Below are 20,110 nucleotides of genomic sequence, written 5' to 3' on the forward strand. Positions count from 1 at the left end.
TCTCTGGCAGGCTGATTCGTGCCTGGATGTTGCTGAGAGAGGCCGTGGGCTTTTCTACTGAAAATTTGCCTCCGGCCATAGAATCTCCCACAGGATCATCACAGGGCTTAACTGTGTGCGGTCACCGTGGGAGCGGGCGCGCCCGCGAAAGGGCCGGTACAGGCAGCATCATTGCTTGGGAAACAACCCATTCCCACAGCGAGAGCAAAACGCCGCCCCATGCTCATGGGTCTTCTTGTGGCAGGTCGGGCAATCATGCTGCAACTGCTCCCCACGCATGGCATTGGCCAGTTCGGCGGTAAAGATGCCAGTCGGCACGGCAATGATCGAATAACCGGTGATCATCACCAGCGACGACAGCACCTGCCCCAGCGGCGTCTTCGGCACGATATCGCCAAAGCCCACGGTGGTGAGGGTGACGATGGCCCAGTAAATGCCCTTGGGGATGCTGGTGAAACCATGCTCCGGCCCTTCGATCACATACATCAAGGTGCCGAACACGGTTACCAGGGTCGATACCGTCACCAGAAACACGATGATCTTCTGCTTGCTGCCGCGCAGTGCCTCCATCAGGTAATGCGCTTGCTTGAGGTATGGGCTGAGCTTTAGCACACGGAAAATCCGCAGCATCCGGATCACCCGGATGATCAGCAGGTATTGGGCGTCGCTGTAGTACAGCGCGATGATCCCCGGCACGATCGCCAGCAAGTCGACCAGGCCGTAAAAGCTGAAGGCATAGCGCAAGGGCTTGGGCGAGCAGTACAGGCGGGTGAGGTACTCGGCCAGGAAGATCGCGGTGAAGCCCCATTCGATGCCCGCCAGCAGGCCGGCGTAGCTCTGGTGTACTTCATCGATGCTGTCGAGGATCACCGTGACCAGGCTGGCGAGGATGATCAGCAGGAGGATCTTGTCGAAGCGCCTTCCAGCCACGGTGTCGGTCTGGAAGACGATGACATAAAGCCGCTCGCGCAGGCTCTCAGGGTTGTTCATTGGCTCGTTCCATAATGCGATGGGCTGAGCCTAGGGGCTGCGTTTCAGCTGTGCAAGCGGCTGGCATTGCGCTGCCGGGGTTGGGCCAGGTAGTTGCCCAGGTGCATGAGCCAGCAGGCAGCAACGAAAGGCGCAGTCAGCCCTGCCACCGGCAACAGCTTGAACAATGGTTGCAGCAACAGGGCCAGGGCGATTGCCAACAGCGTCACCCACGGCTTTTCACCTTGCCGGCTGAATGCCAATGCCGCCAGCGCAGCGTTGAAACCGTACAGACCCAGCCAGGCGGCTTGCGCCTGGTCGGCGAGCAGTGCCACCCCGCCACCGATGGCCGAGCCGATCACCGCCCACATCGCGGCATAGGGGTTGGCGATGAACATGCCGATGATGATCAGCAAACCGGCCAGTGGCTGATCGAGCAGGAAAATCTGGCCTACACCCCGCGCCAAGGCGTACAGCGGATCGGCTTCGACGAAGCCGCTGGGCGAGGGGCTGGCGAACAGTAGCGCGGCCCAGCCCAGCAGCACGAACGGCGCGGTGTATGCGATCAGCAGCTTGCCGCCGCGCTTGCGCCACTGGTGGGTGATGATGCTGGACAGGCCGCCGGCGGCGATGATCAGCGGCGGCAGGATGGCCGACCAGGGCAGCACGGCGCTGATCAGGATGCCGATGAGCACGCCGTTGTAGCAGTACAGCCCGGCCTGGCGGTCGGCGCGGTCGTAACCACGGGCTTGGGCGGTGATCAGGCCGGCCAGGGCGCCGAGCAGGGCGCCGCCGACCAGGTCGGGGGCGGTCAGCAGGATGGCCAGCAGGCAGCACAGGCCGCACAGGGGGTTGCGCAGCAGCAGCACCTGGCTGAAACCGTTGAGTAACGCCGTGGCCCAGTCGGGGCACGGGTTGACGAAATTTTTGGTGTACATGGGGCAGTCAGTGAGGTTGAAGGGAAGCGGTGGGCCTCTTTGGGCCTTGGGTTTTCCGCAGTGCAGGTATATCGGTGTACGGGGAGGGCTGCGCCCTCCGATCGCGACGCAAGGCCGCTCCTACAAATAGATCGCGTCAGCCAGAAGGTTTCGCGGTCCCTGTAGGAGCGGCCTTGTGTCGCGAAAGGGGCGCAGAGCGCCCCCGGCATTCTCAGATCAAACTCTCGATCCGCAGCGTGTTAGTCGACCCTGGCTTGCCGAAAGGCACACCGGCAGTAATCAGCAGGGTGTCGCCGCGGCTGGCCATGCCTTGCGCCTGGGCAATTTCCAGCGCGGTAGACACAACCTCGTCGACTTGACGCAGGCGGTCGTTGACCACCGAATGAACGCCCCAGGCCACGCTCAGGCGGCGCGCGGTGTTCAGGTTTGGCGTCAGGTTGAGGATCGGTGCTCGTGGCCGCTCACGGGCAGCACGCAGGGTGGAGGCGCCCGACTCGCTGTAGTTGACCAGCACCGCCACCGGCAGGATGCCGCTGATACGGCGAATCGCGCAGCTGATGGCATCCGACACGGTGGCCTCGGCCTTCGGCCGGGCAACGTCGAGTTGTGCCTGGTAGTCCGGGCCGTTCTCCACTTGGCGGATGATCTTGCTCATCATCTGCACGGCTTCCAGCGGGTAATCGCCCGAGGCTGTCTCGGCCGACAGCATCACTGCGTCGGCACCTTCGGCCACGGCATTGGCCACGTCGGTAACTTCGGCGCGGGTTGGCGCCGGCGAGAAGCGCATGGATTCGAGCATCTGCGTGGCCACTACTACCGGCTTGCCCAGCTGGCGGCAGGTGCCGATGATGCGTTTCTGGATTTGCGGCACGCTTTCGGCCGGCACTTCCACGCCCAGGTCACCGCGGGCCACCATGATCGCGTCCGACAGTTCGGCGATGGCTTGCAGCTGTTCGACCGCCGAAGGTTTTTCGATCTTGGCCATCAGGTAGGCGCGGTCGCCGATCAGCTGGCGTGCTTCGGTGATGTCTTGCGGCCGTTGCACAAACGACAGGGCTACCCAGTCCACGCCCAGTTCCAGGCCGAAGGCCAGGTCGCGGCGGTCTTTTTCGGTGAGCGGGGAGAGGTCGAGTACCGCTTGCGGCACATTCACGCCCTTGCGGTCAGACAACTCGCCACCGTTCAGCACTTCAGTGTCGATGGCGTCGCTGTGCTTGGCGGTAACGCGCAAGCGCAGCTTGCCGTCGTCCAGCAGCAGGTCCATGCCGGGCTCAAGGGCGGCAATGATTTCGGGGTGCGGCAGGTTTACCCGGCGGCTGTCGCCCGGGGCTTTGTCCAGGTCCAGGCGCAGGGCCTGGCCGCGTTGCAGCTGCACCTTGCCTTCGGCAAAGCGGCCCACGCGCAGTTTTGGCCCTTGCAGGTCCATGAGGATGCCCAGCGGGTAGTTGAGCTGCTGCTCCACTTCGCGGATCCACTGGTAGCGCAGGGCGTGGTCAGCGTGTTCGCCGTGGCTGAAGTTGAGGCGGAAGATGTTGACCCCGGCCTCTACCAGCTGGCGGATGTCGTCGATGCCGTTGATCGCAGGGCCGAGGGTGGCGAGGATCTTTACTTTTTTATCAGGCGTCATGGTTGGGCAGTCTCAAGGATCAGGATGGCGCGGAAGTCGTTGACGTTGGTGCGGGTCGGTTCGGTGACGATCAGCGCATCCAGCGCGGCGAAATAGCCGTAGCCGTTGTTGTTGTCCAGCTCATCGCTGGCCGACAGGCCCAGGGCCTCGGCACGGGCGTAGCTGCCTGGTGTCATGAAGGCGCCGGCGTTTTCTTCCGAGCCGTCGATGCCGTCGGTGTCACCGGCCAAGGCATACACACCCGGCAGGCCTTTCAGGCTTTCGGTGAGGCTGAGCAGGAACTCGGCGTTACGCCCGCCACGGCCGTTGCCGCGCACCGTCACTGTGGTTTCGCCGCCGGACAGGATCACGCACGGCGCCTTCAGTGGCTGGCCATGCAGCACGATCTGCCGGGCGATACCGGCGTGTACCTTGGCCACTTCGCGCGACTCGCCTTCCAGGTCGCCGAGGATCAGCGGGCTGAAGCCGGCCTGGCGGGCTTTGACCGCAGCGGCTTCAAGCGACTGCTGGGGTTTGGCGATCAGCTGGAAGTGGCTGCGGGCCAGGGCCGGGTCGTCGGCCTTGACGGTTTCCGACGCCGGGTTGTTGAGCCAGTCGATGACGGCTTTGGGGGCGTCGATGTTGTAACGTTTGATGATGGCCAGGGCATCGGCCGAGGTGCTCGGGTCGGCCACGGTCGGGCCGGAGGCGATCACCGTGGCGAGGTCGCCGGGCACATCGGAAATGGCATAGGTGTAGACGGTGGCCGGCCAGCACGCCTTGGCCAGGCGGCCGCCCTTGATCGCCGAGAGGTGCTTGCGTACGCAGTTCATCTCGCCGATGGTGGCGCCGGATTTCAGCAGTGCCTTGTTGATCTGCTGTTTGTCGGCCAGGGTCAGGCCTTCGGCTGGCAATGCCAGCAGCGCGGAGCCACCGCCGGACAGCAGGAAGATGACGCGGTCGTCTTCGTTGAGGTTGCTGACCAGCTCCAGCACGCGCTTGGCCACGGCCAGGCCAGCGGCGTCGGGGACCGGGTGAGCGGCTTCGACCACCTCGATCTTCTGGCAGTTGGCGCCGTGACCGTAACGGGTCACGACCAGCCCGGACACTTCGCCCTGCCAGCATTTTTCGACCACTTCGGCCATGGCGGCTGCGGCCTTGCCGGCGCCGATGACGATGACCCGGCCGCTACGGTCGGCGGGCAGGTAGGGTTCGAGAACTTGACGGGGGTGGGCGGCAGCGATGGCTGTGTCGAACAGGTCGCGGAGAAGTTTTTGCGGATCGACCGACATGGCAGGCTCCCAATTATTGTTGTTCTGCAGAATCAAAAACGCCCCTGGAACTGCCTCCGTGCAGGCCGAACCAGGGGCGGGTGTTGCTCGGTGCCACCTTATGAGCCTGTGGTCGCAGGTTCATCGGTGTTGGATCAGGAATTCCGGGGGCGCTTTGCGCCCCTTTCGCGACACAAGGCCGCTCCTACAGGGATCGCGCACCGCTTGTAGGAGCGGCCTTGCGTCGCGATCGGGCTGCGCAGCAGCCCCCGAATTCGAGTTACTTGTCGTCGCGGATCGAGAAGTTGGCCATGTGCTCCAGGCCTTTGATCAGCGCCGAGTGGTCCCAGTTACCGCCACCCAGGGCCTGGCAGGTGTTGAACACTTGCTGGGCATTGGAGGTGTTAGGCAGGTTGATACCCAGTTCCTTGGCGCCTTGCAGGGCCAGGTTCAGGTCTTTCTGGTGCAGGTTGATGCGGAAGCCCGGGTCGAAGGTGCCCTTGATCATGCGCTCGGCATGCACTTCGAGGATTTTCGACGAAGCGAAGCCGCCCATCAGTGCTTCACGCACCTTGGCCGGGTCGGCGCCGTTCTTGGCGGCGAACAGCAGGGCTTCGGCAACAGCCTGGATGTTCAGTGCAACGATGATCTGGTTGGCCACCTTGGCAGTCTGGCCGTCGCCGTTGCCACCCACGCGGGTGATGTTCTTGCCCATGGCTTCGAACAGCGGCAGGGTGCGCTCGAAGGCTTTCGGGCAGCCACCGACCATGATGCTCAGGGTCGCGGCCTTGGCACCGACTTCACCGCCGGACACCGGGGCGTCCAGGTAGGCGGCGCCGGTTGCCTTGATTTTTTCGGCGAAGGCTTTGGTGGCGGTAGGGGAGATCGAGCTCATGTCGATCACGATCTTGTTCGGGCCCACGCCTTCGGCCACGCCGTTTTCACCGAACAGTACGCTTTCTACCTGCGGGGTATCCGGCACCATGACAATGATGAATTCGGCTTCCTGGGCCACTTCCTTCGGGTTGGCCAGGGCCACGGCGCCTGCGGCGATCAGGTCAGCCGGGGCTGCGTCGTGGTGGGTGGAGACGAAGATGCTGTGACCTGCTTTTTGCAGGTTCTGGGCCATGGGCTTGCCCATGATGCCGGTGCCGATGAAACCGATTTTAGCCATGAGAGATTACCTCGTTGTATTTGTTGAATCTCGATGGAGCAGGCGATGCAGACTCTTGTAGGAGCGGCCTTGTATCGCGAAAGGGGTGCGTAGCGCCCCCAGGATTTTCGCCATAACAGAGATTGCCGGGGCTGCTGCGCAGCCCATCGCGACGCAAGGCCGCTCCTACAAGGTGAGTGTGTGCCTTCAGATTGCGTTATGGGTCTTCAGCCAGCCCAGGCCTGCTTCGGTGGTGGTCAGCGGCTTGTACTCCGCGCCCACCCAGCCCTGGTAGCCGATGCGGTCCAGGTGCTCGAACAGGAAGCGGTAGTTGATCTCGCCGGTGCCTGGTTCGTTGCGGCCGGGGTTGTCGGCCAGCTGGATGTGGTTGATCAGCTTCAGGTTGGCTTCCATGGTGCGAGCCAGGTCACCTTCCATGATCTGCATGTGGTAGATGTCGTACTGCAGGAACAGGTTGTCGCTGCCCACTTCGGCCTGGATTTCCAGGGCCTGCTGGGTGGTGTTCAGGTAGAAGCCCGGGATGTCGCGGGTGTTGATCATTTCCATGACCAGGCGGATCCCGGCAGCTTTCAGCTTGTCAGCGGCATACTTGAGGTTGTCGACGAAGGTCTTGCGTACGTCGGCGCACTGCAGGCCTTGCGGGCGAATGCCTGCCAGGGCGTTGACCTGGGTGTTGCCCAGCACCTTGGCGTATTCGATGGCCTTGTCGACCCCGGCGCGGAACTCTTCGATGCGGTCGGGGTGGCAGGTGATCCCGCGCTCGCCCTTGGCCCAGTCGCCCGCCGGCAGGTTGAACAGCACCTGGGTCAGGCCGTTGGCGTCCAGCTGCTGCTTGATTTCTGCAGCGCTGAAGTCATACGGGAAGAGGTATTCGACGCCGCTGAAACCAGCATCGGCGGCAGCCTTGAAGCGGGTCAGGAAGTCCTGTTCGGTGAACAGCATGGACAGGTTGGCAGCGAAGCGAGGCATGAGTTGTCTCCTTGCGATGAAGGCCCCCAGTGCAAGCCTGGGGGCGTCAGGCGATCAGTCCAGCATCGAGATGGCGGTTGGCGCGTCGTTGCCGACCAGGGCCAGGTCTTCGAACTCGTTGACCGCGTTGATCTCGGTGCCCATGGAAATGTTGGTCACACGCTCGAGAATCACTTCGACCACCACCGGTACGCGGAACTCTTCGGCCATTTTCTGTGCCTTGAGCAGGGCAGGGGCGATCTCGGCCGGCTCGAACACACGGATGGCCTTGCAGCCCAGGCCCTCGACCACGGCAACGTGGTCGACACCGTAGGTGGCAGCGTCGGTGGAGTTGATGTTCTCGAACGCCAGTTGTACACAGTAATCCATGTCGAAGCCACGCTGCGCCTGACGAATCAGGCCCAGGTAGGCGTTGTTCACCAGTACGTGGACGTACGGCAGGTTGAACTGCGCGCCCACGGCCAGTTCTTCGATCATGAACTGGAAGTCGTAGTCACCCGACAGCGCGACAACCTTGCGCTTGGGGTCGGCCTTGACCACGCCCAGCGCGGCAGGGATGGTCCAGCCCAGCGGGCCGGCCTGGCCGCAGTTGATCCAGTGGCGTGGCTTGTAAACGTGCAGGAACTGCGCGCCAGCGATCTGCGACAGGCCGATGGTGCTGACGTAGGTGGTGTCCTTGCCGAATACCTGGTTCATCTCTTCGTAAACGCGCTGCGGCTTGACCGGCACGTTGTCGAAGTGGGTCTTGCGCTGCAGGCTGGCTTTACGCTGCTGGCAGTCTTCGAGCCAGGCCTTGCGGCACTGCAGCTTGCCGGCGGCTTTCCACTCGCGGGCCACTTCCAGGAACACGTCCAGCGCCTTGCCAGCGTCGGAAACAATACCCAGGTCCGGCGTGAACACACGGCCGATCTGGGTGGGTTCGATGTCGACGTGCACGAATTTGCGGCCTTCGGTGTAGACGTCGACCGAGCCGGTGTGGCGGTTGGCCCAGCGGTTACCGATACCGAACACCAGGTCGGATTTCAGCAGGGTGGCGTTGCCGTAGCGGTGCGAGGTCTGCAGGCCGACCATGCCGACCATTTGTGCGTGGTCGTCCGGGATGGTGCCCCAGCCCATCAGGGTCGGGATCACTGGCACGCCGGTCAGTTCGGCGAATTCGACCAGCTTGTCGCTGGCATCGGCATTGATGATGCCGCCACCGGCCACCAGCAGTGGGCGCTCGGCTTCATTGAGCAAGGCCAGGGCTTTCTCGGCCTGTACACGGGTAGCGGAAGGCTTGTTGACGGCCAGCGGTTCGTAGGCGTCGATGTCGAATTCGATTTCGGCCATCTGTACGTCGAACGGCAGGTCGATCAGTACCGGGCCAGGGCGGCCGGTGCGCATTTCGTAGAAGGCCTTCTGGAAGGCATAAGGCACCTGGCCCGGTTCCAGAACAGTGGTCGCCCATTTGGTGACCGGCTTGACGATGCTGGTGATGTCGACGGCCTGGAAGTCTTCCTTGTGCAGGCGGGCACGCGGAGCCTGGCCGGTGATGCAGAGGATCGGGATGGAGTCGGCCGAGGCACTGTACAGGCCGGTGACCATGTCGGTGCCGGCCGGGCCGGAAGTGCCGATGCACACGCCGATGTTGCCCGGGTTGGCACGGGTGTAGCCCTCGGCCATGTGCGAGGCACCTTCGACGTGACGAGCGAGGACGTGATCGATGCCACCGACTTTCTTCAGGGCCGAGTACAACGGGTTGATGGCAGCCCCCGGGATGCCGAACGCGGTATCTACACCTTCACGGCGCATGACCAGAACGGCTGCATCGATTGCTCTCATTTTGCTCATGGTTTGTGCCTCATCGATTTTGTAATTGTATACAACTTGCGTTGCGACAGAGTGTATTCACGGCTGGCGGCTCAGGTCAATGGGTTTTCATCGGGTGGCCCAGCTTTCGTCAAAGCGGCCGTTAAAACGGCTATTTTCGCCATCGCATACGATCGTTTCAAAATATTGTATACAAAAATACATTTCGTTGTGTTCTATTTGCTCTATCGGTTTTCAACTGCCCTCAGGGCTTCTCACAACAAGAAGAGGACCTTTCCATGAACGTTTTGAACCTGAATGTTGCTGTCAGCCTGGTGAATGCCGCGCTGGCGGCGGGCCGCAAGATCAATGCTGCGCCACTGACGGTGGCGGTGCTGGACGCTGGCGGGCACTTGCTGGCGCTGCAGCGTGAGGATGGCGCCAGCCTGATCCGGCCTGAGGTGGCCACGGGCAAGGCTTGGGGCGCGATTGCCCTGGGCAAGGGCTCGCGCTTGCTGGCGCTGGATGCTCAGCAGCGCCCTGCGTTTTTTGCTGCGCTGAACGGGATGGGTGAACGGCCTGTGGTGCCGGCACCGGGTGGGGTGCTGATTCGTGATCAGGCTGGCAAGGTGCTGGGTGCTGTCGGGATCAGCGGGGATACGTCGGATATTGACGAGCAGTGTGCGATCAGTGCGATCGAGGAGGTCGGGTTGCGGGCGGATGCCGGGGTAGCGGCGTAACACTCAAGATAGCTGGGGCCGCTTTGCGGCCCTTTCGCGACACAAGGCCGCTCCTACAGGGGTCATGCAATTTCCCTGTGGGAGCGGCCTTGTGTCGCGATGGGCTGCAAAGCAGCCCCACTGGCCCTGTCAGGCTACCTCTGGCTCACAGCCCTTGAGCACCATCCGGATGATGGTCTCGGCCGCCGCATCATAATCACTGTCAGCCAGCTTGGCTTTGCCGGTCACAGCAGAAATCTGCCAGTCGAAATCCGCATACGTCTGTGTCGCCGCCCAGATGCTGAACATCAGGTGGTGCGCATCCACATGGGCGATCTGCCCGCGGTCGATCCAGCGCTGGATGCACTCGATGTTGTGCCGGGCCTGCTCGTTCAGCTGCTCCACCTGGTTTGGCGACAGGTGCGGGGCGCCGTGCATGATCTCGCTGGCAAACACCTTGGATGCATGCGGCAGGTCACGCGAAATGCGGATCTTCGAGCGAATGTACGCGCTCAGCACTTCCTTCGGGTCGCCGTCGGCATTGAACGGCGTAGAGGCCTGCATGATCGGCGCGATGATGCTTTCCAGGACCTCGCGGTAGAGGTTGTCCTTGGACTTGAAGTAGTAATACACGTTCGGCTTGGGCAGGCCGGCCTTGGCCGCGATATCGCTGGTCTTGGTGGCGGCGAAGCCCTTGTCTGCGAATTCCTCGCTGGCCGCGCGCAGGATCAGTTCCTTGTTGCGCTCGCGAATGGTGCTCATGGTCAGGGATCTTCCTCGTGTCTGGCCACCTCTAAGAGGGATCGGGCATGGTAGCACCGGGCTCGACGGGCGCTCAAGGCAGCGGCTTTGGGCTAGAATCCGTGGCACATACACATCTGGATACAGGCAAACATGGCAGGAAGCAGTCTATTGGTACTGATCGACGACATCGCAACCGTGCTGGATGACGTCTCGGTAATGACCAAGGTGGCGGCGAAAAAAACCGCAGGCGTGCTGGGCGACGACCTGGCATTGAACGCCCAGCAGGTCACCGGTGTGCGTGCCGAACGCGAAATCCCGGTGGTGTGGGCGGTGGCCAAGGGGTCGTTTGTCAACAAGGCAATCCTGGTACCGGCGGCGCTGCTGATCAGTGCATTCATTCCTTGGGCGGTTACACCATTGTTGATGATCGGTGGCGCCTACCTGTGCTTCGAAGGCTTCGAGAAGCTGGCGCACAAGTTCTTGCACAGCAAGGAAGAAGACGACGCGCAGCACCAGGCGCGCACGGAGGCGGTGGCTGATGCCAGCGTCGACCTGGTGGCGTATGAAAAAACCAAGATCAAGGGCGCCGTGCGTACCGACTTCATTTTGTCGGCAGAAATCATCGCCATCACCTTGGGCATCGTTGCCGACTCGCCGCTGTCACAACAGATCATCGTGTTGTCGGGGATTGCCATTGTCATGACCATCGGCGTCTACGGGCTGGTCGGTGGCATCGTCAAGCTGGATGACCTTGGGTTGTGGATGACCACGAAGGCATCTCGCCTGGCGCAGGGGGTCGGCAACGGCATCCTGCGGGCGGCGCCATACATGATGAAAAGCCTGTCTGTGATCGGGACTGCTGCGATGTTTTTGGTCGGCGGCGGGATTCTGGTGCATGGCATAGAGCCGCTGCATCATGCCATCGAGGCATTCAGCGAAGGGCGTGGTGGTGCATTGACCGGTGCGCTGCTCAATGGCGTGGCCGGGGTGGTGGCCGGAGCCGTGGTGCTGGCAGTGGTGGCGGTTGTCGGCAAACTGTGGCGGGCGGTTCGGCCTGCTACATAAGTCGGCATGGCCGGGGCTGTGCCCCGGTTCGCGGGCAAGCCCGCTCCCACAGGTAAAGTGCCTGCCTTGGGCCGAGCGCGGACCCTGTGGGAGTGGGCGTGCCCGCGAATGGGCCGCAGCGCGGCCCGGAGGGCTCAGGTCAGAAGTGCACCTTGACCAGGAAACTCATGGTGTTCTGGTCGGTGGTGAACGCATCGCTGTCCTTGATGCCGTACTTGTTCTTCCAGTAGTCATACTCCACACCCACGTACAACTGCTTCTCACCCAGGTGCAATGCCTTGCCCAGGTCATACTTGATCTGCGGGTTGAAGTGCAGGTTGGCCTGGTAGGTGCCACGGCGGTTCTCGTCGTTGTCCACCACCCAGTCCATGAAGCCGTCGATCAGCACGTCGGAATCGCCGACCGGAATGGTGTACGACCATACCGGGGTGATCTGCCACACATTGTCGCCGGCGCGGCTGCCGTCGGTGGTGCGGTTGTAGAAGTTCAGCTGGAAGTAGTCGAAGCCCGGGATGGCCAGGTCGAAGCCGGGGCCGATCAGGTACGACTCGGTGTCACCCTCGCCAAACTCGTAGGTCATGGCCAGCAGCACGTCCTTGACCGGGCCGAACTCCAGCTTCTGGTCGAAGATCTTGTTGAACGACAGGCGCGGGCTGATCTCGCCGTAGTAGGTGTTCGGGCCGTTACCGGCGTCTTTCTGCCCCTGGTAGAAGATCTTGTCGACGAAGATGAAGTTGTCGCCGTACTTCCAGCCATCGGCGTGCTCGAAGGTAACGGTTTGCTGGATCGACGGGTTGACCTTGAAGTTCTTGCCCCACAGGTAGGTCAGGCTGTTGTTCTGCCATTGCAGCAGGTCGCCGCCGAAGGTGGTGCCACAGGCCAGCAGGCCGCCGGCGAGGATCAGGCTGTTGATGGTACGCATTGCGAGTGTCGCTCCCTTGATTGATCTGTTGTCAGCGCTCGGTGTTGGCGCTTTTTTTTGTCTTGCGAGTCAGCTTTTTTCGATAGGCCACAGCTGTTTGGCAAGGGTTGGGCCAACTTTTCCGGGTTGGCACAACCTTCCTGCTCGACTTCGTTCTGAACGGATGAAAAGGGTCTTTCAGGCTAGCAACACGTTGGCCAACCGCCCGTATTCATTGACTGAGCGGTCAGTAAACGCAGGCAGAATCCGTTCTGCCCTGATCGAGGGGGCGCGCAGATTACTGGCTTGCGCGCCGCGCCTCAAGTGCTCCGTCCTGGAGCGGGGTGATGCAAACTTGTGCGTTTGGTCAGTTTCTTAGAAGTGTACTTTGATCAGGGCACTGGCGACGCTCTGGTTGCTGTCCAGGTTGCCGCGGCTGTCGATGCCGTACTTGTCCTTCCAGTAGCTGTATTCAAAGCCCACGTACAGCTGCTTGGCGCCCAGGTTCAGCGCCTTGCCCAGGTCGTATTTGACCTGCGGGTTGAAGTGCAGGTTGGCGTGGTAGGTGCCACGGCGGGTCTGGTCGTTGTCGGTGACCCAGTCCATGTAACCGTCGATCAGAATGTCAGATCGGCCCACGGGGATGGTGTAGGACCAGCCGGGGGTAATCTGCCAGACGTTGTCACCGGGGCGGCTGCCTTCGGTGTTGCGCACGTAGAAGTTCAGGGTGAAATAGTTGAAGCCAGGGATGTCGAGGTCGAAGCCGGGGCCGATCAGGTAGGCGGCGTTGTCGCCTTCGCCGCGCTCGTAGGTCATGGCCAGGAGTACGTCCTTGACCGGGCCGAAGGCCAGTTTTTTATCGAAGATCTTGCCGAACGACAGGCGCGGGCTGAACTCGCCGTAGTAGGTAGTCACGCCTTTGCTGGCGTCGGCCTTGCCGTTGTAGAAGATCTTGTCGACGAACATGAAGGTGTCGCCGTACTTCCATTTGTTGGCGTGCTCGAAGGTAATGGTCTGCTGGATATCAGGGTTGACCTTGAAGTCCTTGCCGTACAGGTAGGTCAGGCTTTCGCCGTGCCATTGCAGCCATTCGCCTGCATGCGAGGGGAGGGTGGCCAGCAGGCTGCTGCCCAACAACAGGGACGTGGTGATGCGCTTCATGTTGTGATTCCCGGACTTATTGTTTTTGTTGGCGGTTTTTTTGGCGCGCAGGCGCCCCGGGCGGCCCATTCCGGCGGGCCGACGGTATAGCGGTTACGGCTTGTGTGAACGCGGAGCGGCAACGCGCCGCCCCGCTTGGCTCAATGTTGGTGACAAGCGTCGTTGTGCACCGCGCGGTCAGCACCGCCAAGGATGTTGAACAGTACGTTCAACACCAGGGCACTGACCGTGGCCATGGCGATACCACTGTGGGTGATGGGTTCCATCCACTGTGGCATCTGGGCAAAGAACTCCGGGCGCACCACGGGGATCAACCCGAAGCCGACGCTCACCGCCACCAGCAACTGGTTGCGGCGGTCGCCGATGTCCGCTTCCTGAAGGATCTTGATCCCGGTGGCGGTGACCATGCCGAACATGGCAATGGATGCGCCGCCCAATACAGCGGGTGGAATCGAGGCAATCAGGAAGGCCGCCTTGGGCAGCAGGCTGAGCACAATCAGCAGTGCGCCAGCCACGATGGTGACAAAGCGGCAGCGCACCCCGGTCATCTGCACCAGGCCGATGTTCTGGGCGAACGAGGAGTGGGTGAAGGTGTTGAAGAAGCCGGCGATGAACGACGCACCGGCATCGCACAACAGGCCGCGCCGCAGCATCCCCGGGGTAACTTCACGATCGGTCACCTTGCCCAGGGCCAGGAACATGCCCGTGGACTCGACGAAGATGATCACCACCACCAGGCACATCGACAGGATCGGCGCCAGGCTGAAGGTTGGCATGCCGAAGTGCAGTGGAGTGACCACTTGCACCCACGGCGCTTCGTTCAGACCGGTCAGGTCGACCATGCCGATGGAGCCGGCCAGGATGTAGCCCAGGCCCATGCCCACCAGTACCGACACGTTGACCCAGAAGCCGCGCATGAAGCGGTTGATCAACAGAATCACGGCCAGCACCAGGCTGGCCACCAACAGGTAGATGGGTGCGCCGAAGTTTTCCGCGGCTTCCCCACCACCGGCCCAGTTGACCGCCACCGGGAACAGCGACAGGCCAATAGAGGTGATCACCGTACCGGTGACCAGCGGCGGGAAGAAGCGTACGACCTTGGACATGAACGGCGCAATCAGCATGCCGAAGAAGCCGGCAGCGATGGTCGCGCCGAAGATCCCCTGCAGGCCCACGCCGGGCATGCCGGCCATGGCCACCATGCTGCCGACGGCAGCGAAACTGGCACCCATCATCACCGGCATGCGGATGCCCACCGGGCCGATACCGAACGACTGGATGATGGTGGCGACGCCAGCGACCAGCAGGTCGGCGTTGATCAGGAAAGCGACTTCTTCACGGGACAACCCGGCAGCCTGGCCGATGATGAGCGGCACGGCGATGGCGCCGCCGTACATCAGCAGAACGTGTTGCAGGCCAACCAGGATCAGTTGGAACAAGGGCAAGGGTTCGCGCGGCGGCGCAATGGGGATGTACGCCTTGCGTGACTCGGACATGCAGCACCTCGAGTTTTGTTTTTATTCTCGGATCCAAGCGGCAGGTTTCAGGCGGCAAGCTTCCAGAAGAAGCTCGGGGTTCCCGCGGTGAAGCCTGGCGCTCGATGCTTGCTTGTTGCGTAACACATGGAGCTTGAGGCCGGGGCTGCCGGCCTCTTCGCGGGCGCGCCCGCTCCCACAGGGAACAGTGATTCCCTTGGGAGCGGGTTGGCTAGCGAGGTGCTATCAGTTGACCTGGGCGCCTTTGGCGATCCAGTCGCCGACGAGCTTGCGCTCTTCGGTGGTCATCTGGGTGATGTTGCCCAGCGGCATGATCTGGCTGGCAACCGCTTGCGCCTGAATGCGCGCGGCTTGGGCCTGGATCTGCTGCGGGGTGTCGAACATCACGCCGGCAGGGGCGGCGCTGAACAGTGGGCTGGTCGGCTTGGACGAGTGGCACACGGTGCAGCGTTCCTGGATGACATTGTGGATCTTGTCGAAGTCACCACCCCCGGCCTGTGCGGCGGCCTGAGCCGGTGCTTCGGCAGGTGCAGCAGGTGCAGCAGCAGCCTTGGCGGCGTCTTCGGCGCGCTGCTCGGCAGCGGTCTTGCCACCTACAGCGGTAGCGGGCAGTGGCTGGTACTCGATCTTCGCTGCGGCTTGCTCTGGGCTTACAGCCATCGGTTTCGGACCGGTGACGTAGGCCAGGCAGATCATCGCCAGGGCACCGACCGGCAGGGTCCAGGCGTACTTGTTGCTGTCGTGGCGGGTGTTGAAGTAGTGGCGGATCAGAACCGCGGCTACTGCGATACCCGCCAGGATCAGCCAGTTGTACTGGCTACCGTAGGTGCTCGGGAAATGGTTGCTGATCATGATGAACAGCACCGGCAGGGTGAAGTAGTTGTTGTGGCGCGAGCGCAGCAGGCCCTTGGCCGGCAGTACCGGGTCGGGCGTCTGGTTGTTCTCGATCGCCGCCACCAGCTGGCGCTGGGCCGGCATGATGATGCGGAACACGTTGCCGACCATGATGGTGCCAATGATCGCGCCGGTGTGCAGGTACGCACCACGGCCGCTGAACACCAGGCTGAAGCCCCAGCAGGCAGCAATGATCAGCACGAACAGCACACCACCGAGCAGCGCTGGCTTCTTGCCCAGGGGCGAGTCGCACAGGAAGTCATAGATGAACCAGCCAGCGATCAGCGAACCGATACCGATAGCCACGCCTTCGGCACCGCTCAGGGTGCTGCCAGGGGCCAGCAGGTACAGGGTCGGGTTCCAGTAGAACACCACGCACAGCAGGGCGATACCGGACATCCAGGTGAAGTAGGCTTCCCATTTGAACCAGTGCAGGTTCTCGGGCATTTTCGGGGGTGCGAGCTTGTATTTCTCCAGGTGGTAGATACCACCGCCGTGAATCGCCCAGAGATCACCCGACAACCCATCGCGCGGGTTGCTTCGGTTCAGGTGGTTCTCCAGCCAGACGAAGTAGAACGATGCACCGATCCAGGCGACACCGGTGATCATGTGAACCCAGCGAATGCTCAGGTTCAGCCATTCGTGAAGGTGTGCTTCCACAGTATGTACCTCTGCCGATCACCGTGAACGATGATCGACCTTTTCTTATTGGTGGGGATTGAGGATCAGCATCTGTTCCTCGGTGAAGTAATGCTCATCGCAGTTGTTGCCAGAACCACTGCGATCAACCACCAGGAAGTCATCCCGCTTTTCGATCGTCAGCACCGGGTGGTGCCACACGCCGCGATGGTAATTGATGCCCTGCCTGCCATTACTGCGGAAGGCGCGGACTAAGCCTGATACAGGTGCATCGCCAACGGGCGCGACCACGATCAGAAAGGGGTTGCCGAGCAGAGGGATGAAAGCCTGGCTGCCCAGCGGATGGCGTTCCAGCATGCGTACGGTCAGCGGCATTTCCAGCGCGTCGGCGCGGAAGATGCTGATGATCGCCTTGTCTTCAGGCTCGGCGGTTTCGACCGTGGCGAGCTTGTGAAAGCGCATGGTCGAGCCGTTGTTGATCATGAAGTGGTCGCTGCCGTCGGTTTCGATCACGTCTCCGAATTGGGCGAAGGCTTCTTTGGTCAGGGGCTCGATCATCAGGGTGCGCATGCGGGTCTCTCTTATATGTTCGTTGTACTGAAAAAGGTTCGGCTGTTGCTTACAGCTGCAGCAGGCGGAACAGGGCGATCAGGTTGATCTGCGCCAGGGCTTCCTTGAACTCGGCATCCACATCGTTGTGGATGCGCTTTTCGAAGGAGGCGAGGATCTGGTGCCGGTTGCTGCCCTTCACCGCCATGATGAACGGGAACTGGAACTTGGCTTTGTAGGCGTCGTTCAGCTCGGTGAAGCGAGCGAACTCTTCGGCGGTGCATTGGTGAATGCCGGCGCCGGCCTGTTCGTTGGTGCTCGATTCGGTCAGTTCGCCCTGGACGGCGGCTTTGCCGGCCAGGTCCGGGTGGGCGTTGATCAGCGCCAGTTGGTCGGCGTGGTTGGCGCTGAGCAGGATGTCGCTCATGCGCTGGTGCAGCGCCTCGATCTCGTCCAGTTCGCCCAGTTGGCCCAGGTCATAGGCCTTTTCGGCCACCCACGGCGAGTGCTCGTAGATGTCGGCGAAGGCGTTGACGAAGGCGTCGCGGCCCAGGGCGGATGGCTTGAGGGTGTTGAAGGCGGTCATCAGGCGTTCTCTTTCTTGTACGGGTGGGTGGTGTGCCAGTGGCGGGCGATGTCTGCGCGACGGGCGAACCAGACCTGGTCATGGCTTTTTGCGTAATCGACAAAGCGCTTCAGTGCGGCCAGGCGTGCCGGGCGGCCAACCAGGCGGCAGTGCAGGCCGATGGAGAGCATTTTCGGCGCTTCGGCGCCTTCGGCGTACAGCACATCGAAGGCGTCCTTCAGGTACTGGAAGAACTGCTCACCGCAGTTGAACCCCTGCACCTGGGTGAAGCGCATGTCGTTGGTGTCCAGGGTGTACGGGATCACCAGGTGCGGCTTGCCGGTAGGGTTGTTCGGCTCCCAGTAGGGCAGGTCGTCATCGTAGGTGTCGCTGTCGTACAAGAAACCGCCTTCTTCCATGACCAGGCGGCGGGTGTTCGGGCCGGTGCGGCCGGTGTACCAGCCCACGGGGCGCTCGCCGGTGAGTTCGGTGAGGATGCGGATGGCTTCGAGCATGTGCTCGCGCTCCTGGGCCTCGTCCATGTTCTGGTAGTCGATCCAGCGGTAGCCGTGGCTGCAGATCTCGTGGCCGGCTTCGACCATGGCACGGATCACGTCAGGGTGGCGCTGGGCGGCCATGGCCACGGCGAACACAGTCAGTGGCACGCCGCTGTCCTTGAACAGCTTCAGCAGGCGCCACACGCCGGCACGGCTGCCGTATTCGTACAGCGACTCCATGCTCATGTTGCGCTGGCCCTGCAACGGCTGGGCAGCGACCATTTCGGACAGGAAGGCTTCGGACTCTTTGTCACCGTGCAGGATGTTGCGTTCGCCGCCTTCTTCGTAATTGAGAACGAAAGACAGCGCGATGCGAGCGTTGCCCGGCCATTGCGGGTGAGGAGGGTTGTTGCCGTAACCGATCAGGTCGCGAGGGTAGTCAGCGCTCACTGCAGTCTTCCTTCTTGTGCGTTTGTGCGGGTGGTGGGCGGGCCGCGTCGGGATGTCGCACCACCGGATGGGCTGATTGTATACAACTTCTGAAATCTTTTGTAAGCCTGTTTTTCCGCATTTCTTCCCTTTTGTCGCTTCGCCGCGACCGGGAAATACAGTGCAAGAAACCTGCCTGATTGGTCAGCTAATGACATTGGGGTCGTTACAGTGCCTGTATTTGCGACCGATGGGTCGTTTGCGGACAAGAAACACCGGGTACGACGGATGGGTACAAAAAATTGTGTACAATTTTGCGATGAAATGTCTTAATGGCGTCATTCCCGCCTGCCGCAGGCCCTGCTTGGGTGCGCTGGCTGAGTATTTCTTGCCCACAGATTGAACAAGAGGCGACACGCAATGGGACGTTTGACCACACACGTACTGGATGCCGCGCATGGCTGCCCGGGCAGCTCGATCAAGGTCGAGTTGTACCGTGTCGAAGGCCAGCAGCTGGAGCTGGTGAACACCGCCCTGACCAACAGCGATGGCCGCGTCGACGCGCCGTTGCTGCAGGGTGACGATTACCGTTCCGGCGTTTACCAATTGCAGTTCAGCGCGGGTGATTACTACCGCGCCCGTGGCGTGCAACTGCCGGCCCAGGCGTTTCTGGATGTTGTAGTGCTGCGCTTTGGCATCGACGAGCAGCAGGAGCACTACCACGTGCCGCTGCTGATCTCGCCGTACAGCTATTCGACCTATCGTGGAAGCTAGTTGGTCGCTAGAAGAATCTTCGTAGGTCCTTTGGCCCGCTCTCACACTGGCGGGCTTTTTTTCGTCTGTTGTTTATATAACCTTAGATGGAATCAGCTGTGTGACTGACATTTTTGTCAGTAGTCACTCATAGCGTCGTGCTGCATGATCAGGTTTCGTGTGACACTTGAGGAGCCTGGCTGATGAGCATAAGAAATGTATATTCGCCCTATGGTTACCGAGGCACCCAGCCGGCGACCACTGGAGCATTAGGTTTCAATGGCCAGTTTTTTCATGCTGAACTGGGATGTTACGCGCTCGGAAACGGGCATCGAATATATAACCCCCGCATGATGCGATTCATCAGTCCAGATGCCTATAGTCCTTTCCTCAAGGGTGGCATCAATTCCTATATCTACTGCCTGAACGACCCTGTCAATGGACATGACCCCAGTGGGAAATGGACAATTTTCAAGAATTTACGACCCAGAGCGCTGACCGCCGCTCGTGCGATGAAAGATTCAATGTTCCCAGCTCAGGGCGCTACGCTTAAGAACAATGGGGCCGTGAATCTTGCGGATGAAGTGCTGCGATCGAGGTTGGCAATAAAGGCTGCCTCTGTCGATTACACGGTAGTCGCCAGCAAAAATACACTAAACTTACTCGACTGGAAGCAGACTCACAAATACGTACTGACGGAAAATAATGAATTCGCAATCTTTAGCGCCGATTCTGATGCAAACCTGCCTACTCACGCTAGCCTTGCAGAACGTTTAGGGCTTGCTGCAAGCGATTCAGTCATAAGCGCAGGGTATATCAGCCGAAGAGATGGTGAGTTTCATATCGATAACTTTTCTGGCCACTATCAGCCCCCTCCCCAGCGCTTGCATGTCGCAGAACAATACTTGGGCACACTCGGAATTAAAGTGAAGCTCGTGCGAGTTGACTCAGGTTTCAGCTTCTAAAAAGCATTTTGCTGCGCG

Annotated in this window: 19 protein-coding genes; 4 read left to right on the forward strand and 15 right to left on the reverse strand. The window is 61.2% G+C overall.

Going from position 1 to position 20,110, the window contains the following annotated elements; genetic code table 11:
- Positions 1-168: 168 nt before the first annotated feature.
- From ACQKPZ_RS24545 to gcl, 7 genes are all read right to left on the reverse strand, one after another.
- Positions 169-990 (reverse strand): ion transporter, encoded by an 822-nt coding sequence (locus ACQKPZ_RS24545; protein WP_427543216.1) that lies wholly within the window; start codon positions 988-990, stop codon positions 169-171.
- 44 nt (positions 991-1,034) lie between these two features.
- Positions 1,035-1,907 carry an urea transporter gene (locus ACQKPZ_RS24550; protein WP_427543220.1) on the reverse strand — a complete coding sequence of 291 codons (873 nt, stop codon included), beginning with the start codon at positions 1,905-1,907 and terminating at the stop codon, positions 1,035-1,037.
- Between the two features lie 211 nt (positions 1,908-2,118).
- Positions 2,119-3,534: a pyruvate kinase gene (pyk, locus tag ACQKPZ_RS24555; protein WP_427543222.1), complete on the reverse strand. Its 1,416-nt coding sequence runs from the start codon at positions 3,532-3,534 to the stop codon at positions 2,119-2,121.
- Positions 3,531-4,805 carry a glycerate kinase type-2 family protein gene (locus ACQKPZ_RS24560; RefSeq protein WP_427543225.1) on the reverse strand — a complete coding sequence of 425 codons (1,275 nt, stop codon included), beginning with the start codon at positions 4,803-4,805 and terminating at the stop codon, positions 3,531-3,533. Before ACQKPZ_RS24560 ends, pyk begins: the two co-directional genes overlap by 4 nt.
- 259 nt (positions 4,806-5,064) lie before the next feature.
- Positions 5,065-5,958, reverse strand: a complete 894-nt coding sequence (locus ACQKPZ_RS24565) for a 2-hydroxy-3-oxopropionate reductase (protein ID WP_427543228.1) — start codon at positions 5,956-5,958, stop codon at positions 5,065-5,067.
- Between the two features lie 186 nt (positions 5,959-6,144).
- Positions 6,145-6,927, reverse strand: coding sequence for a hydroxypyruvate isomerase (hyi, locus tag ACQKPZ_RS24570; protein WP_427543231.1), 783 nt, complete (start codon positions 6,925-6,927; stop codon positions 6,145-6,147).
- A gap of 54 nt (positions 6,928-6,981) precedes the next feature.
- Positions 6,982-8,757: a glyoxylate carboligase gene (gcl, locus tag ACQKPZ_RS24575; protein WP_427543234.1), complete on the reverse strand. Its 1,776-nt coding sequence runs from the start codon at positions 8,755-8,757 to the stop codon at positions 6,982-6,984.
- A gap of 257 nt (positions 8,758-9,014) precedes the next feature.
- Here gcl and ACQKPZ_RS24580 point away from each other — a divergent pair, with 257 nt between their 5' ends.
- Positions 9,015-9,455, forward strand: a complete 441-nt coding sequence (locus ACQKPZ_RS24580) for a GlcG/HbpS family heme-binding protein (protein ID WP_391133752.1) — start codon at positions 9,015-9,017, stop codon at positions 9,453-9,455.
- 129 nt (positions 9,456-9,584) lie between these two features.
- On the opposite strand, the gene ACQKPZ_RS24585 is transcribed toward ACQKPZ_RS24580, so the two are convergent.
- Entirely contained in the window at positions 9,585-10,196 is a 612-nt protein-coding gene (locus ACQKPZ_RS24585) for a TetR/AcrR family transcriptional regulator (RefSeq protein WP_014590197.1), read from the reverse strand.
- A gap of 132 nt (positions 10,197-10,328) precedes the next feature.
- On the opposite strand from ACQKPZ_RS24585, the gene ACQKPZ_RS24590 reads away from it, so the two are divergent.
- Positions 10,329-11,243: a DUF808 domain-containing protein gene (locus tag ACQKPZ_RS24590; protein ID WP_427543237.1), complete on the forward strand. Its 915-nt coding sequence runs from the start codon at positions 10,329-10,331 to the stop codon at positions 11,241-11,243.
- A 139-nt stretch (positions 11,244-11,382) separates the two neighbouring features.
- Here ACQKPZ_RS24590 and ACQKPZ_RS24595 read toward each other — a convergent pair whose 3' ends face one another.
- The 7 genes from ACQKPZ_RS24595 to puuE form a co-directional block, all read right to left on the reverse strand.
- A complete protein-coding gene (locus tag ACQKPZ_RS24595; RefSeq protein WP_391133746.1) occupies positions 11,383-12,165 on the reverse strand; it encodes an outer membrane protein OmpK in 783 nt (260 codons plus the stop codon).
- A 354-nt stretch (positions 12,166-12,519) separates the two neighbouring features.
- Positions 12,520-13,305: an outer membrane protein OmpK gene (locus ACQKPZ_RS24600; RefSeq protein WP_427543240.1), complete on the reverse strand. Its 786-nt coding sequence runs from the start codon at positions 13,303-13,305 to the stop codon at positions 12,520-12,522.
- Between the two features lie 140 nt (positions 13,306-13,445).
- Positions 13,446-14,801, reverse strand: coding sequence for a nucleobase:cation symporter-2 family protein (locus ACQKPZ_RS24605; protein WP_427543243.1), 1,356 nt, complete (start codon positions 14,799-14,801; stop codon positions 13,446-13,448).
- A 225-nt stretch (positions 14,802-15,026) separates the two neighbouring features.
- Positions 15,027-16,355, reverse strand: coding sequence for a urate hydroxylase PuuD (locus ACQKPZ_RS24610; protein WP_391133738.1), 1,329 nt, complete (start codon positions 16,353-16,355; stop codon positions 15,027-15,029).
- A gap of 45 nt (positions 16,356-16,400) precedes the next feature.
- A complete protein-coding gene (locus tag ACQKPZ_RS24615; protein WP_132845330.1) occupies positions 16,401-16,904 on the reverse strand; it encodes an ureidoglycolate lyase in 504 nt (167 codons plus the stop codon).
- 49 nt (positions 16,905-16,953) lie between these two features.
- A complete protein-coding gene (uraD, locus tag ACQKPZ_RS24620; RefSeq protein WP_391133735.1) occupies positions 16,954-17,469 on the reverse strand; it encodes a 2-oxo-4-hydroxy-4-carboxy-5-ureidoimidazoline decarboxylase in 516 nt (171 codons plus the stop codon).
- On the reverse strand, positions 17,469-18,395 hold the full coding sequence (gene puuE / locus ACQKPZ_RS24625; protein WP_027592956.1) for an allantoinase PuuE: 927 nt from the start codon (positions 18,393-18,395) through the stop codon (positions 17,469-17,471). Before puuE ends, uraD begins: the two co-directional genes overlap by 1 nt.
- A 399-nt stretch (positions 18,396-18,794) precedes the next feature.
- Between puuE and uraH the strand changes: the two genes are divergently transcribed.
- Together uraH and ACQKPZ_RS24635 are read left to right on the forward strand one after the other, a co-directional pair.
- Positions 18,795-19,148: a hydroxyisourate hydrolase gene (uraH, locus tag ACQKPZ_RS24630; RefSeq protein ID WP_016711727.1), complete on the forward strand. Its 354-nt coding sequence runs from the start codon at positions 18,795-18,797 to the stop codon at positions 19,146-19,148.
- A gap of 182 nt (positions 19,149-19,330) precedes the next feature.
- Positions 19,331-20,092: an RHS repeat-associated core domain-containing protein gene (locus ACQKPZ_RS24635; RefSeq protein ID WP_427543246.1), complete on the forward strand. Its 762-nt coding sequence runs from the start codon at positions 19,331-19,333 to the stop codon at positions 20,090-20,092.
- Positions 20,093-20,110 lie beyond the last annotated feature (18 nt).

Origin of the sequence: Pseudomonas sp. NPDC089547, assembly GCF_050280665.1 — a bacterium.
Lineage (GTDB): Bacteria > Pseudomonadota > Gammaproteobacteria > Pseudomonadales > Pseudomonadaceae > Aquipseudomonas.